Raw genomic sequence first — 13288 nt, forward strand, 5'->3', positions numbered from 1 at the left:
GGACACACCCGTACCCATTCCGAACACGGAAGTTAAGCCCACCAGCGTACCGTGAAGTACTGGAGTGAGCGATCCTCTGGGAACCACGGGTCGCCGCCTGCCCACTCATCCGGGAGAATACTCCCACTCAGCCCACGGACGTATGTCCGTGGGCTTTTTTGACGTATAGCGAGTAGCGAGGGCGTTGACGCGCGACCGCTAGGCTTAAACGCTCCACAGCGACAGCTCCGGATCAGTCCGAGAAACCGCCGATATCGCCTGCCGGACAGCGCGAGAGGTCGCTTCGTACCGGTATCCGATCGACAGCAGCGGGTCATCGGCCCGCCGCACCGAATGCGCGGACAGTGATCGTCTCGGCGCGAGTCGTATCAGTACTAATAGTTTCGTCAGTAAGTTTATCAGTTCTGTCGCTGAACCCAAGTGTAATGGGCGGACCGAACGGCACGGTACGGCTGTTCTGTGGCGAGCAGCCGTCGGTCCGCGACGGAGTCGACTCGGACCGTGTCGTGTCCGTCCTGTTTGGGACCGACGTGGAAAGGTGGCGGAGCGGCTGGGATCGAGCGCGAGCGAGACCGCCCGACAGAGAGGCGGTAGTGGACGTGAACGATATCGCTCGGAGCGGGACCGCCGCGTCGACGCCGGTCGTACCGAACAACGGCCTCGCTTACACGGTCCTCGGCCGGACCGTGGAAAGCGAACGGGTTTTTGACGCCGTCGCCGACCACTTCGACGGCGTCCCCGATGGCGCGATCGATGTGGTGGTCGACGACCTCGCGCCCGTCGCCGCCCGGGAAGGCGTCGACTCGGCAGTCGCGTTCGTGGACCGTCTCCTCGAGCGGTTTGTGGGGAGAGTGGGTCGGATTTCGATGGGGTGCTCGTTCGAGATCCCCGTGGAGTTGCTGTCACGAGTCGGCGCCCGCGCCGATGTCGTCGTCGGGCCCGACGCGGAGGCGGTGACGGCGGTCGAGCGGCTCTCCCGCGAGGATCCCACGACGTTCGGGTACGTCCGTCGCCACTGGGTGGAGGCCAAACGCGGCATCGAGACGTGCGACCGAAACTACCCGCAGTCGAAGCAGGTACACGCCGCGCTGGCGGACCCGGAGACGACGCCGCGAACGCTGGGGGCGACGCTGTCGGGGATGGTCACGCTCGGCGCGCTCGAAACGTGGGGAGACACCGTCGGCCCGACCCGGTACGATCTCACCGCGTACCGGCCGAAACGGACGTGGGCGCTCGGTGCGGCGATCGCGACGGGCGTCTCAGACGACTGAAGGCGGGGTCGTACCGCAGTAGACGCGCTACTCTTTTGATCCGTCCCGAGCGTCCGCCTCCGCGACGCGTTCGAGGTCGGCATTCACCACAGTCCCGTTCGGCTCCAGCGTCACGCTCCCGAGCGATGCGGTCTCGCCCGTGTCGTACCGCGCGGCGACGGCCTCCAGCGTCGCTTGTCGGTCGAGCCGCTCCCACACGGCCTCCGCGATGAGCGACTGGAACGCCTCTGGGTCGGTCCATCCGGCGTCGATATCTGATGGAACACCGACGACGACGCGCAGTTCCGTTTCGGTGACGCGGATGCCGACGCCGAACGTGTCCGCACACATGTGTGCCGGTTCGCGTCGCGGAGTGAAATCACCGTCGGCGTCGGTCGCTGACCGAGGATCACGGGAGTATCTGCGTCGCGTCGGTCGATCGGCTCTCGAAAGCCGTAAGCAGTCGCCGTTCGAAGCGTCGTGGAACCCGATGACCTCGAACCCGGCGGTGTCACCCAAGGCGGCGCTGGCGACGGCGGTCGCAGCCGTGAGCGCGGGCGCCATCCTCGTCCGTCTGAGCGAGGCGCCGAGTTCGGTCACCGCCTTCTATCGGGTGTTGTTCACGACGGTGCCACTGGGGGCGGTCGCTGCGTGGCGGTATCGAGCGGATCTCGCGCGGATCCGGCCCCGCGATCTCGCGTTCGCGGCCCTGTCCGGGGTCGCGCTCGCGGTTCACTTCGCGGCGTGGTTCGAGAGCCTCCGGTGGACGAGCGTCGCCGCGAGTGTGACCCTCGTTCAGGCGCAACCGGTGTTCGTCGCGCTCGGCGCCTGGCTGCTGTTGCGCGAGCGCGTTACCCGCCGCATGGCGGCGGGTATCGCCGTCGCGGTGGGCGGGATGGTGTCGATGTCGTTCGGTGACTTCCTCAGCGGCGTGGCGGTCGGCCCCCGTCCGCTGTACGGAAACGCGCTGGCGTTGACCGGGGCGGTCGCCGCCGCGGGCTACGTGTTGGCCGGGCGGTCGCTGCGGCAACGCATCTCGCTCGTCCCCTACGTCACGGTCGTGTACGGCGTCTGCGTGCTCGTCTTGCTCTCGTTCGTCCTCGCGGCGGGACATCCGCTTACGGGATACCCGCCTCGGGAATGGCTCCTGTTCGTCGGCCTCGCGGCCGGTCCGGGGCTACTCGGCCACACCGTTCTCAACTGGGCGCTCGCACACCTCGAGTCGAGCGTCGTCTCCGTCTCGCTGCTCGGCGAACCGGTCGGGGCGACGCTGCTCGCCGTCGCGTTCCTGTCGGAGACTCCGACGCCGGCGACGGTCGTCGGCGGGTGCGTCGTTCTCTTGGGGATATACGTCACGGCGGCCGCTGACCGGTGACAGCGTTTTCAGCGTCGATATTTTGGTGTAAACGTTGAAACCGTCTGGCCGGTTGATTAAGATATGGACCGGCGAACGGTCGTCGCGTTTGTAGGAGACAATGCCCGCGCGAGCGACCGCGTAACGCGCGCAGTCGACGCCGCTTGGAAGGGGCCCGACGGACCGACGGTTCGGACGTTCGCCCCGGCCGATCTGGGTGAGGAACGCGACGACGAGGGCCCGCTGAACGACACCTGCGGTGTCGTCGTCACCGCCGCGGCGGCGGCCGACGACGCGGTAACGGAGCGGCTCGCGGCGCTCCCGTCGAACGTGCCGGTGATCGCGCTCGTCGAGGACGCGACGACGGAGACGATCCGCGCCCTGCTGGCGGCCGGCGTTGACGACGTGGTCACCGTCGACGACTGGGCGCTGTCCCCCGACGAGAGCGACGCCGTCCGGTCGCTCGCCGAACGCCTCGCGGGACTGTTAGAGCCCGACCGCGTCCAGCTCGGAACCGACGATGTCGCTCGCCTCTCTGAGGTCTTGCTCGACGCCGGGACGACGCTGATGAGCACCCGCACCGACGAGGTCGGAACGAAGATCGAGTGGACGATGGAGAACGTCGGCGAGCACGCCGAGCTCGACCGGATAATCTGTTACCGAGAGGAGGACGGGCAGTTCGTGCCGGCGTACAGCTGGTGTCCCGACGGCTTCGACCCCGCCCCGAGGCGGTTCGATGACTTCCCAGACCCCGACCAGCTGTCGACGTTCGGCAACGTCGCTCGGGGGGCGGCTCCTCCGCGCGGTGAAGACGTCTCGACCGCTGACACTGACGAGGCGGGTCCGCCGGCGACGGTTCACGTACCGCTCGTCGTCGACTGGGAGCTGAGCGGAATCGTCGCTTTCGAGTCCGACGACTACCGGACGTGGACCGACGACGAGGTCGACCTGTACCGTACTCTCGGGGATCTGGTCGCGCACACGATCGCGCGCAACGACCGTCGGGCGGCGCTCCGCCGACAGGCGGAACAGCTCGAGCAGTTCAGTGCGGTCGTCTCACACGATCTCCGGAATCCGCTAAACGTGCTCTCGGGGTACCTGTCGCTCTCCGAGGACGAGCTGACGCCGTCGCGATACGATGCCATGAGCGGCGCGGTCGACCGCATGGAAACGCTGATCGACGATTTGCTCATGCTCGCGCGGCGCGGGGAGGCGATCGGCGAGACGGAGTCGGTTCCGATCGAGGCCGTCGCGAAAGACGCGTGGGCGTCCGTCCGGTCGCCCGAGGCGACGCTCACTATCGCGGATGAGGTCGGTCAGGTCGAGGCCGACCCGGGACGACTCCGGCAGGCGCTGGAGAACCTCTTCCGGAACGCGATCGATCACGCGGGCCGGGATGTGGCGATAGAGATCGGCCCGCTCACCACGGAGGACGGCCGCCGCGGGATGTACGTCGCGGACGACGGTCCGGGGATACCGGTCGAACTCGCCGACACGGTCTTCGACTCCGGCGTCTCGTCCGCCGACAGCTCAGGGATCGGGCTGGCGATCGTCGACCGGATCGTGGAGGCCCACGAGTGGGACATCGAGGCCCGAAACGACGACGGCGCGGTCTTCGAGCTCACGTTCGGCGCGAGCGCGACGCAGGTCGCGTCGGCGTAGCGGATTCGCTCGGTGTCGGCGGCGGCTCCGTGACGCCGTTATGCGTCGGAGAACCGGTCGACGGTGCGCCGGTGACGGTCTCGGAACATGCCCTCGAACCCGATTTTCGCCGCGGGTCCGACGAAGTCGCCGAGCGGGCCGAGCGGCAGTCGATACGCGACCGTATCGACGAGCAGGGTCTCGTCCCCGTCGGCGTAGAACGCGTGGGTGTGCTGCCACCGTCGGAACGGTCCGTCCTCCATCTCGTCGACGAACCGCGCGGAGCGCTCGGGCGGGGTCTCCCCGTCGGGGTCGCGCTCGACGATGCGCGAAGTCCACCGCTGACGCGGGCCCGCTCCGAACGGTCGGACCGACATCTCGATCGCCGATCCGGCGACGAGAACCCCCGGATCGGACTCGCCGTCCGGTCCCTCCACGCCGTCGATGTGGAGGCGCATCCAGTCGGGGGTGAGTTCGCGCAGTCCGTCGACCGTGGAGTGGAACGCCCACACGTCTTCGACCGGAGCGGGCACCCGAATCGTCCGCCTGTACGTCGGCATACGTCCGGTACGGTGCGGTCGGACAAAAAGCCGTCCACGGCGGGCCGCGACCGAAACTCGCATGCCTGCGCGCGCGCTGATCGAATACGATGGAACGCGGGGCGATCGACGTCGGCGATCTGGCTGGACCGTTCGACCTTCAGGCGACCCTCGAAAGCGGCCAGAGTTACCTCTGGAACCGGTCCGACGGCGACACGTATGACGAACTTCACGCGCACGGCGGCGACGCGTGGTACGAAACCGTCGTCGATCCGATCCCCGGGGTGACTGACGAGCGCGTCGCGGTGCGGGTCCGACAGGAGGGAGGCGTCCACGACGGCACCCTCCGCTGGGAGGCGTCGACGGACGTTGAGCCGCTGTTGACGCACCTGCTCCGGCTCGACGACGACCTCAACGCGATCCTCGACGCCACGCCAGATCTGCCCCTGCTGGAGCGCGCGTACGACGCCTACGAGGGAATGCGACTGACCCGCGACCCGGTCTTCCCGTGTCTGATCTCGTTCATCTGTTCGGCCCAGATGCGGGTTGCCCGGATCCACGGGATGCAGCGCCGGCTCCGAGAGACGTACGGGGACGCAGTTCGACTCGACGACGAGACGTATCGGGCGTTCCCGACGCCCGAGCAGCTGGCGGCGCGGACGGAGGACGAACTCCGTGATCTCTCCTTGGGCTACCGCGCGCCGTACGTCCAGCGGACCGCGGAGATGGTCGCGACGGGCGAGGCCGACCTCTCGGAAGCGGCCGATCTCCCCTACGAAGAGGCCCGCGAGTCGCTCACGCGGTTCGTCGGCGTCGGTGACAAGGTCGCCGACTGCGTACTGCTGTTCTCGCTGGGATTCCTGGAGGCGGTGCCGTTGGACACGTGGATCCGCACCACCATCGAGGAGTATTACCCCGACTGCGACCGCGGGAGCTACGCCGCGACCTCCCGCGCGATCCGCGAGCGCTTCGGGGGCGAGTTCGCCGGCTACGCCCAGACGTACGTGTTCTACTACCTCCGCGCCGGCGGCGAGTGACCGGCGCGGCGCCCGGAGTCCGGCGCGGCCGAAGTTTGATACTCGTTCGCGTGGTACGCACAATCGTGATGGACTGTCGAGTCGTCGTCGAGGCCGCGGTCCCGGTGTACGACGTGAAGACCGCCGACGAGGCGGTCCGGATCGCCATCTCGAAGACCGGTGAGATGCTCAACCCGGACCTCAACTACGTCGAGATCGACACCGGGACCCGGACGTCGCCGAGCGGCGAACCGCTCGATCCGGCGTTCGTCGCGGCCGACGAGGCGCTCGTCGCCTTGGAGCTCCGGATGGACGTGTTCAACGTCGACCGCGGCGAACACGCCAGCCGCGTCGCGCGAAAGGAGATCGGGAAGCGACTTCGCAACATCCCGCTGAAGGTCCTTACCGTCACCGAGATCGGTCCCGAAGAGAGCGACCGCGCCGACGACGCGTCGACCGCGACAGGAAAGTCAGTGTCGGGCGACGAGGAGTCGAGCCGCAGCGACGGATCGGCACTCAGCGGCGGCGAGGAGCACGAGGAGTTCTGAGCCGGTCGCCTCCGTGCTGCCGGCTCTCGACGGGAGCGGCCGCGACGCTGGTCGGCGTTTGGTGCGGTCGGCGAGGAGCGGTACGCGGTAAACGTCTCAGTCGGCCGTCGGGGCCAGCGGCTCCGATTCGGACGACTCCATCGGCTCAGTGATTCCCTCTGTCAGCTTGAAAACGGCCGCCTTGTGGTCGGTCTTCGATTTGTGGATCGACGTCGGTTTCACGCCCAGTTCCTCGTAGGCTTCGAGATCAACGTCGTCGTCCCAGAACTCGCACTGTTTTCGTACCTCCGCGAGGAGACCGTGAAGATGGATGAGCTCCTGCTTCTTCATGAGTACCAGTCCTTTGCTACCGGAGGTTTATATTATTATCTTGAGTAACGTTACCACACTATCCGCGTATTTCGCGAGTAGCAACGCGGAGAAGTGGGTTCTCGATAGATCGTTCAGGATCGTTTCCCGCGATCCGTCGCTACCCGAGGTCGACGACGATAAAAAAGTCGTTCGCGAGACGCCGACCGTGTGCGGTCGGGGCTCCGGTCTCAGGGGTGGTCGAGCCCCCGACCCGGCACGGCGCTACTGGAACTGTCTGACGGCTTCGAGGTCGCGCTCGGTTCGCATGAACTCGGTCAGGCGCCGCGTCGCGTGACACGCCGGACAACTGAAGTTAGACCGCAGGTCCTGAAGCTCGGCCGGGTTGTCCTGCCACTCCTTGCCGCACTCCGGACAGACGAGTCTGACGAACGCATCAACCATGTCACCCTGTACAGTCGGCCGCGTTAAAAACGTGGGTGGCGATCGGGGGTCGAGTGTCGAGCCCGACGAGACCGACATCGAACCGAGTTCCTGACGGCGCCTCAGGCGCTCGCGGCGCCGCTCGCGTCGAGGAGCTCCTTGTATCGATTCCGGATGGTGACCTCGCTGATGTCGGCGACCTCCGAGACCTGACTCTGCGTCACCTTCTCGTTCGACAGGAGCGCGGCGGCGTAGACGGCGGCGGCGGCCAGTCCGACCGGCGACTTACCGCTCGTGATCCCGGCGTTCGCGGCGTCGTCGAGCAGTTCGCGTGCGCGCCGCTCCGTCTCCTCCGAGAGGCCGAGCCGCGAGACGAACCGCGGGACGTAGCTCGTCGGGTCCGCCGGCTGGACGCGCAGTCCGAGCTCGCGGATGACGTACCGGTACGTTCGCGTGAGCTCCATCTTCTCGACGCGGGAGACCGTCGTGAACTCGTCGAGGCTCCGCGGGTTCCCCACCTGCCGGGCTGCGGCGTACAGCGAGGCCGTCGCGACGCCCTCGATGGAGCGGCCGGGAAGCAGGTCCTCGTCGAGCGCGCGGCGGTAGATGACGCTCGCGGTCTCGCGGACGTTGTCGGGGAGGCCGAGGGCGCTGGCCATGCGGTCGATCTCGCCGAGCGCCTGCTTCAGGTTGCGCTCCTTGGAGTCGCGGGTGCGGAACCGTTCGTTCCACGTCCGCAGCCGTTGCATGCGGCGTCGCTGTCGGCCCGAGAGCGACTTGCCGTAGGCGTCCTTATCCTGCCAGCCGATGTTCGTCGAGAGCCCCTTGTCGTGCATCATGTTCGTCGTCGGAGCGCCGACCCGCGACTTGCTGTCCCGCTCGTTCGAGTTGAACGCGCGCCACTCCGGCCCGCGGTCGACCGAGTCCGCCTCGACGACGAGCCCGCAGTCGTCACACACCGTCTCGCCGTGCTCCGTGTCGGTCGCGAGCCGACCGCCGCACTCGGGGCAGGTCGTGGTGCGCTCGCGCTCGCTCTCCGTCGGCTCCGCGACGGCCGCCGACTCCGACGCCCTCGTTCGCGTGCGCTCGCCGCCCGCGGACGCGTCCGCGGAGTCCGCCCGTCCTTCCCGTTCCGTGCCGCCGTCGCTGTAGGTATGTGTCTCCGTCATGGGTGTGCTCCGACGATCCCCCGACGAAAATACAGCGAGGTCCGCGAATCGCCAGCTCGTTAACGTATAGTTAGTCGCGAAAGTATATAAATATATCTATAATTGAGCGCGGCGTTGCGACCGGAAGCGGCTTCATACGTCGGTGTACGCGGATATGTGACCTCGACCTCGTCCTATCCGCGATCGGTGATGTCCCGGAGCGGAGTCGTGCGACCGTATTTATACTTCACTCTCAGTGACCGCCCCCACGCAGCGAGGCCGGTCCTCGACTCAAGGGATCGGTCGGCGCCCCACCCGAGGTCCGTGTGCCTGAGAGGCCACCGGGTACAGCGCCGACCTCGCTCGCACCGTCGACCGTCACCGCTCGTCGACCGCGGTGCGCGCGAGCGCGCCCGCCAGCACCTCGGTCGCCGCGGCGCAGTCGTCCCAGTCGGTCCACTCTCGGGGGTTGTGCGAAATCCCGTCGCGGGACGGAGCGAACAGCAGCGACGCGTCCGTGACGCGCGCGACCCGCATCGTGTCGTGCGCCGCGCCCGAGTGGAGGTCGATCGCCTCCCGCCCGGCGGCGTCGGCGGCGCCGTGTGCGGCCCCGCGGAGCCGGTCGCTCATCGGCGTGGGCGCAACGTCGAACGGTCGCTCGAACGCGGTCTCGACGCCCCGCTCGCGCTCCAGCCGCGCGAGCGAGTCGCGCGCGGCCTCGACGATCGCCTCCATGGATCCGGCCTCGACGTCGCGGATATCCACGCCGGCCTCGACGCGGCCGGGAACCACGTTCGTCGCGTTCGGCGCGACCGACAGCGACCCGACGGTGCCCACCGCCGAGGGCGACGAGGACGCCACGACCTCGTTCGCGGCGGCTTCGACGTCCAACACGAACTCGCTCGCGGCCGCGAGCGCGTCGGTCCGCTCGTCCATCGGGGTCGCGCCCGCGTGGTTCGCCTCGCCTTCGATCGCTGCCTCGCAATGGGTGATCCCGGTGATCGTCGTCACGACACCGACCGCCGCGCCCGCTTCCTCCAGCGTCGTGTCCTGCTCGATGTGGAGCTCGTAGAACGCCGCCCACGACGCGGGATCGAGCGTTGTCGGGTCGCCGTCGTCGTCGGTCGGCGTGGCGGCGTCGACGGCGTCGCCCCCGCGGTAGCCGATCCGGTCGAGCGCCTCGCCGAGCGTCTCTCCGCCAGCGTTCGACAGCGCGAGCGCGTCGTCGAGCGCCGTCTCGCTGGTCGCGACCGACGAACCGAGGAGCCCGTTGCCGAAGCTGCCTCCCTCCTCCTCGGTGAAGCTGACGACGGCGACCGGTCGGTCCGGCTCGGCCCCTGCGTCGCGCATCGCGCGGACCGCCTCCAACGCGGCGTACACCCCGAGCGGGCCGTCGAAGATCCCGCCCTCCGGCACGCTGTCGAGGTGGCTCCCCGAAACGACCGGAGCCGCCTCGGGATCGGCGCTCGCCGGGACCCACGTCCCGAGGACGTTTCCGACCGCGTCGACCGCGACGTCGAGACCGGCGGCTCGAAGCCGTTCGACCAGCCGGTCCCTGGCGCGACGGTTCGCCTCGGATCCAGTGCGATTCGTTCGCGCGTGCGCGTCCGGATCGCCCGTTTCGACGCGGCCGAACGCCGCATTCGCCTCGATGTCCGCGCGGAGCCGGTCCGCGTCGACTGGGAGCGTCATACCTGAGCCGGGCGCTCCGCGATCAAAACGGTTCGGGCTCCGGCGGTCGCGTCGAGGCGGGTGTCTGGGCGGTCACCTCCCGAGTGGCCTTCACTCCCCGCGCCGCGCGAGCCAGTAGCCGGCCGAGCCCAGCCCGAGTCCGGCCGCGAACGCGCGGCTCGCCGCCTTCCCGTCGATCGACCGCTCGGCGGCGACGCCGAGCGCCGCCCACGCCAGCGCGATCCCGAGGCTTCGTGCCGGGCCGCCGCGGAACCGCCGACAGCCCGCGGTCGCCCGCGCGGGACGGTAGAGGTAGCCGACCGCGAAGCCGGTCGCGAACGGTGCCGCCGGAACCCCCTCGGTGTCGGTCCGCGACAGCGCGAGCAGCGCGAGGCCGCAGCAGAGCTCGGTCGTGGCACCCGCTGCGCGCACGACACCAACCATGCGTACCGTTCACATCCGTCACTCATAGCCGTTTCGCCGGGAGCGCCTTCTGATCCCGAAGACACTTTGCGCGCGGCGTTGTGGTGTCAGCCGACATGTCCCCGTTGCTCCTCCAAGGCGCGGCGGCCGGTATCGCCCTCTTAGTCAGTCTCGGGTTCCTCGTCGTCCACCTCGCGATGATCGTGTGGACGTCCTCTGACGCGCAGAGCCGCAGCGAGCACCCGCCGATCCTGTGGGCGCTCGTCGTGTTCTTCGCGCCGCTTCTCGGGATCCTGCTGTACCTCATCATCGGGCGGGACTCCTACTGAGCCGCCGTCTCACGCACCGGGGCCGACGAGTGGTTCCCGGCGCCGATCCCGCCGGAGGACTCACACGCCCTTGAGCACGCTCGTCACGCCGACGCTCTCGGCGACGACCCACGCGACGAACAGCCCGTAGGCCGCGAGCAGCGCGTACGACTCGCGCTCGTTGAGCGCGAGGCTCGTCCGGAGCGTCACGAACAGCAGGACGGTCGCGACCGTCAACACGCCGAGCATCGGCACCGCCGTCGAGAAGTTGACGGCGACCTCGCCGACGATCAGCACGCCGAGCGGGATAGCGACGAGCAGGTCGAACGTGTTCGATCCGAGGACGTTTCCGAGGCTCGTCGTCCCCCGGTTCTCGCGCGCCGTCCGGACGCTGACCAGCGTGTCCGGGAGGCTCGTCGCTGCCGCGACGACCGTGACGCCGGCGAGGAACTCCGGGACTCCGAAAGTGACGCCGAGCGACTCCACCGACGCCACGAGCCGCTCGACGGTGACGACGATGACCGCGAGCCCGCCGCCGAGCTTCGCCCACTCGCGCCGAATGTCGATCCCCTCGCGCACGCGGTCCATCGCCGCGTCGTCGACGTCCTGATACTGGATGAAGAGGTAGAGACCGTACAGCGCGAGCGGGATGACCGCGAGCGAGCGCGGCAACGTCCCGACGATCGGGTCCGTCGACACCGGGAAGTAGATGACCGCGAGCGCGAACGTCACGACCAGCGCGGAGACCGCCAGCATGTAGAACTGCGCCTCCTTGTACACGATCGCCCGGTTGGCTTCCAGCTCGTCCTCGCCTCCGAGTCCGGCGGCCGCGGGAATCACGAGAACGTTGAAGATGGCCGACCCGACGAGCGCGCCCACGCCCATGTCGAAGACGCCGGTGAGAGCGGTGACCAGCACGCTCACGAGCTCCGGGAAGCTCGATCCGACCGCGACGACGATCGACCCTTGAACCACCTCCGGGAGCCCGTAGTACCCGGACAGCGTCTCGGCGGCCTCCTCTAACCAGCCGCTCCCGAGCCAGATGAACGCGGTCGCCGCGGCGATCACGAGGACGTGGACGAGTGACGAGTCGGGGAGGGCGCCCGTCACGGCGCTAGCGCACGTGCTTCCCGGCCAGCTCCCACAGCCGGTCCGCGATCGCGTCGTCGAGGTCGTCGCGGGCGACGCGCCACTCCCAGTTGCCGTCCAGCGTCCCGGGCTCGTTGAACCGGGACTCGCTGCCGAGCCCGAGCAGGTCCTGAATCGTCGCCACGGCGAGGATCGCGTCCGAACTCCACACCTCGTCGATGATCGCCCACTCGGGCGGCTCGTCGGGGTCGCTCCCGACGTTGTACCGGAAGCAGTCGCGCTGCTCGGCGGGGAGGTCCTCGAAGTAGCCGGCCCACGTGTCGGTGTCGTGCGTCGAGGTGTAGCCGACGACCCCCTCGCCGTAGTGCATCGGCTGGTACTCGTTCCCCTCCGCGCACCAGTCGGCGTACTGCGGGACGCGCATCCCCGGGAAGCCGAACTCGGCCATCAGCTCGTCCATCGCCGGGTCCTCGAAGCCGAGGTCCTCGGCGATGAACGGGGCCGCGCCGAGCTCGCGCTCGACGGCCTCGAACAGGTCGCGGCCCGGCCCGTCGCGCCACTCGCCGTCCGCGGGGTCGTCGCTGTCGGCGGGGATCGCCCAGTACTTCACGAAGCCGAGGAAGTGGTCGAGCCGCGCCACGTCCGCGAGGTCGAACAGCCGACGGAACCGGTCGAGCCACCAGTCGTACCCCGACTCGGCGAGCCGCTCCCAGTCGTACAGCGGGTTCCCCCACCGTTGGCCGGAATCGCCGGCGTTCGGCGGCACGCCCGCGACCGCAGTCGGACGGTTCCCCTCGTCGAGCCGGAACGCCTCCGGGCTCGCCCACACGTCGGCGGAGTCGAGCGCGACGTAGATGGGCACGTCGCCGACGATCGATACGCCCTCATCGGCGGCGACCGCGCGCAGGTCGTGCCACTGGCGGTCGAACGTCCACTGGACGAACGCGCGGAACCGGACCTCCGCGGCGTGTTCCTCGCGCGCCTCGGCCAGCGCGTCCGGGTCTCGCGTGCGCAGCGGCGCGGGCCACTCCGTCCACACGTCCTCAGGGCGGGCGTCGGCGAGCGCCCCGAACAGCGCGTAGTCGGCCAGCCACGGCTCGCGCTCGCGAAACGCGCCCAGCGCGGCGCGGTCCTCCTCGGTCGCCCGCTCCTCGAACTGCTCGAACGCGGTCCGCAACAGCGGGAGCTTGTACTCGCGGACCGCGTCGTAGTCGACGCGGTCGGTCGGGAAGTCGGGGACTGGCCGCAGGTCCCCCTCGTCGGGCCAGCCGTCGTCGACGAGCCCCTCGGGGTCGACGAACAGCGGGTTGCCGGCGAACGCGGACGGCGACTGGTACGGCGACTCCCCGGCCACGGAGAGCGTCGGCCCGATCGGACAGATCTGCCAGTGGTCGACGTCGGCGTCGCCGAGGAACGAGAGGAAGTCGCGCGCGCCCTCGCCGAGGTCGCCGATCCCGTACGCCCCCGGTAGCGAGGTGACGTGACAGAAGACGCCGTCGGAGCGGTCGAATCGCATAGGCCACCCTGCGCCCCCCACTGACTTCAAACGTTGCGTCCGGGGATCGCGTC

General features: G+C 68.9%; 15 protein-coding genes and 1 rRNA gene. 7 read left to right on the forward strand and 9 right to left on the reverse strand.

Going from position 1 to position 13288, the window contains the following annotated elements:
- A 5S ribosomal RNA gene (rrf, locus tag B9H04_RS02600) occupies window positions 1–102 on the forward strand; the annotation flags it as partial.
- A gap of 323 nt (window positions 103–425) precedes the next feature.
- Window positions 426–1271 carry a hypothetical protein gene (locus B9H04_RS02605; RefSeq protein ID WP_249025088.1) on the forward strand — a complete coding sequence of 282 codons (846 nt, stop codon included), beginning with the start codon at window positions 426–428 and terminating at the stop codon, window positions 1269–1271.
- 27 nt (window positions 1272–1298) lie between these two features.
- On the opposite strand, the gene B9H04_RS02610 is transcribed toward B9H04_RS02605, so the two are convergent.
- Window positions 1299–1601: a hypothetical protein gene (locus B9H04_RS02610; protein ID WP_049929308.1), complete on the reverse strand. Its 303-nt coding sequence runs from the start codon at window positions 1599–1601 to the stop codon at window positions 1299–1301.
- Window positions 1602–1740: 139 nt separating this feature from the next.
- On the opposite strand from B9H04_RS02610, the gene B9H04_RS02615 reads away from it, so the two are divergent.
- Entirely contained in the window at window positions 1741–2625 is an 885-nt protein-coding gene (locus tag B9H04_RS02615) for a DMT family transporter (RefSeq protein WP_049929309.1), read from the forward strand.
- A gap of 63 nt (window positions 2626–2688) precedes the next feature.
- Window positions 2689–4266, forward strand: coding sequence for a sensor histidine kinase (locus tag B9H04_RS02620; protein WP_049929310.1), 1578 nt, complete (start codon window positions 2689–2691; stop codon window positions 4264–4266).
- Window positions 4267–4304: 38 nt separating this feature from the next.
- Here the strand turns inward: B9H04_RS02620 and B9H04_RS02625 are convergent, their stop codons facing one another.
- A complete protein-coding gene (locus tag B9H04_RS02625) occupies window positions 4305–4805 on the reverse strand; it encodes an SRPBCC family protein (protein ID WP_049929311.1) in 501 nt (166 codons plus the stop codon).
- A gap of 89 nt (window positions 4806–4894) precedes the next feature.
- On the opposite strand from B9H04_RS02625, the gene B9H04_RS02630 reads away from it, so the two are divergent.
- Both B9H04_RS02630 and B9H04_RS02635 read left to right on the forward strand, forming a co-directional pair.
- A complete protein-coding gene (locus tag B9H04_RS02630; RefSeq protein ID WP_049929312.1) occupies window positions 4895–5821 on the forward strand; it encodes a DNA-3-methyladenine glycosylase family protein in 927 nt (308 codons plus the stop codon).
- 68 nt (window positions 5822–5889) lie between these two features.
- Window positions 5890–6348, forward strand: a complete 459-nt coding sequence (locus tag B9H04_RS02635) for a DUF555 domain-containing protein (protein WP_049929313.1) — start codon at window positions 5890–5892, stop codon at window positions 6346–6348.
- Window positions 6349–6444: 96 nt separating this feature from the next.
- On the opposite strand, the gene B9H04_RS02640 is transcribed toward B9H04_RS02635, so the two are convergent.
- The 5 genes from B9H04_RS02640 to B9H04_RS02660 all read right to left on the reverse strand — a co-directional run bounded on the left by B9H04_RS02640 (window position 6445) and on the right by B9H04_RS02660 (window position 10343).
- Window positions 6445–6678 (reverse strand): UPF0058 family protein, encoded by a 234-nt coding sequence (locus B9H04_RS02640; RefSeq protein ID WP_004598519.1) that lies wholly within the window; start codon window positions 6676–6678, stop codon window positions 6445–6447.
- A gap of 243 nt (window positions 6679–6921) precedes the next feature.
- A complete protein-coding gene (locus B9H04_RS02645) occupies window positions 6922–7101 on the reverse strand; it encodes a DUF7836 family putative zinc-binding protein (protein ID WP_049929314.1) in 180 nt (59 codons plus the stop codon).
- A 101-nt stretch (window positions 7102–7202) separates the two neighbouring features.
- Entirely contained in the window at window positions 7203–8249 is a 1047-nt protein-coding gene (locus B9H04_RS02650; RefSeq protein WP_049929315.1) for a transcription initiation factor IIB, read from the reverse strand.
- 357 nt (window positions 8250–8606) lie between these two features.
- Complete coding sequence (locus B9H04_RS02655; RefSeq protein WP_049929316.1) at window positions 8607–9920, reverse strand: Zn-dependent hydrolase; 1314 nt, start codon at window positions 9918–9920, stop codon at window positions 8607–8609.
- A gap of 90 nt (window positions 9921–10010) precedes the next feature.
- Window positions 10011–10343: a hypothetical protein gene (locus B9H04_RS02660; protein ID WP_085682422.1), complete on the reverse strand. Its 333-nt coding sequence runs from the start codon at window positions 10341–10343 to the stop codon at window positions 10011–10013.
- A gap of 95 nt (window positions 10344–10438) precedes the next feature.
- On the opposite strand from B9H04_RS02660, the gene B9H04_RS02665 reads away from it, so the two are divergent.
- Window positions 10439–10651 carry a PLDc N-terminal domain-containing protein gene (locus B9H04_RS02665; protein ID WP_085682423.1) on the forward strand — a complete coding sequence of 71 codons (213 nt, stop codon included), beginning with the start codon at window positions 10439–10441 and terminating at the stop codon, window positions 10649–10651.
- Between the two features lie 60 nt (window positions 10652–10711).
- Here B9H04_RS02665 and B9H04_RS02670 read toward each other — a convergent pair whose 3' ends face one another.
- Both B9H04_RS02670 and malQ read right to left on the reverse strand, forming a co-directional pair.
- The gene (locus tag B9H04_RS02670) at window positions 10712–11740 is read right to left on the reverse strand and encodes a sodium:calcium antiporter (RefSeq protein ID WP_049929319.1); all 1029 of its coding nucleotides are present in this window, start codon (window positions 11738–11740) and stop codon (window positions 10712–10714) included.
- Window positions 11741–11744: 4 nt separating this feature from the next.
- Entirely contained in the window at window positions 11745–13235 is a 1491-nt protein-coding gene (malQ, locus tag B9H04_RS02675) for a 4-alpha-glucanotransferase (RefSeq protein WP_085682424.1), read from the reverse strand.
- Between the last annotated feature and the right edge of the window lie 53 nt (window positions 13236–13288).

Source organism: Halorubrum ezzemoulense DSM 17463 (genome assembly GCF_002114285.1).
In the GTDB taxonomy this organism is placed as follows: domain Archaea; phylum Halobacteriota; class Halobacteria; order Halobacteriales; family Haloferacaceae; genus Halorubrum; species Halorubrum ezzemoulense.

Coding starts and splice junctions, on each gene's coding strand:
- B9H04_RS02665 (WP_085682423.1), top strand. CDS start 10,439: ATGTCCCCGTTGCTCCTCCAAGGCGCGGCGGCCGGTATCGCCCTCTTA.
- B9H04_RS02620 (WP_049929310.1), top strand. CDS start 2,689: ATGGACCGGCGAACGGTCGTCGCGTTTGTAGGAGACAATGCCCGCGCG.
- B9H04_RS02645 (WP_049929314.1), bottom strand. CDS start 7,101: ATGGTTGATGCGTTCGTCAGACTCGTCTGTCCGGAGTGCGGCAAGGAG.
- malQ (WP_085682424.1), bottom strand. CDS start 13,235: ATGCGATTCGACCGCTCCGACGGCGTCTTCTGTCACGTCACCTCGCTA.
- B9H04_RS02660 (WP_085682422.1), bottom strand. CDS start 10,343: ATGGTTGGTGTCGTGCGCGCAGCGGGTGCCACGACCGAGCTCTGCTGC.
- B9H04_RS02635 (WP_049929313.1), top strand. CDS start 5,890: ATGGACTGTCGAGTCGTCGTCGAGGCCGCGGTCCCGGTGTACGACGTG.
- B9H04_RS02605 (WP_249025088.1), top strand. CDS start 426: ATGGGCGGACCGAACGGCACGGTACGGCTGTTCTGTGGCGAGCAGCCG.
- B9H04_RS02610 (WP_049929308.1), bottom strand. CDS start 1,601: ATGTGTGCGGACACGTTCGGCGTCGGCATCCGCGTCACCGAAACGGAA.
- B9H04_RS02630 (WP_049929312.1), top strand. CDS start 4,895: ATGGAACGCGGGGCGATCGACGTCGGCGATCTGGCTGGACCGTTCGAC.
- B9H04_RS02650 (WP_049929315.1), bottom strand. CDS start 8,249: ATGACGGAGACACATACCTACAGCGACGGCGGCACGGAACGGGAAGGA.
- B9H04_RS02615 (WP_049929309.1), top strand. CDS start 1,741: ATGACCTCGAACCCGGCGGTGTCACCCAAGGCGGCGCTGGCGACGGCG.
- B9H04_RS02640 (WP_004598519.1), bottom strand. CDS start 6,678: ATGAAGAAGCAGGAGCTCATCCATCTTCACGGTCTCCTCGCGGAGGTA.
- B9H04_RS02625 (WP_049929311.1), bottom strand. CDS start 4,805: ATGCCGACGTACAGGCGGACGATTCGGGTGCCCGCTCCGGTCGAAGAC.
- B9H04_RS02655 (WP_049929316.1), bottom strand. CDS start 9,920: ATGACGCTCCCAGTCGACGCGGACCGGCTCCGCGCGGACATCGAGGCG.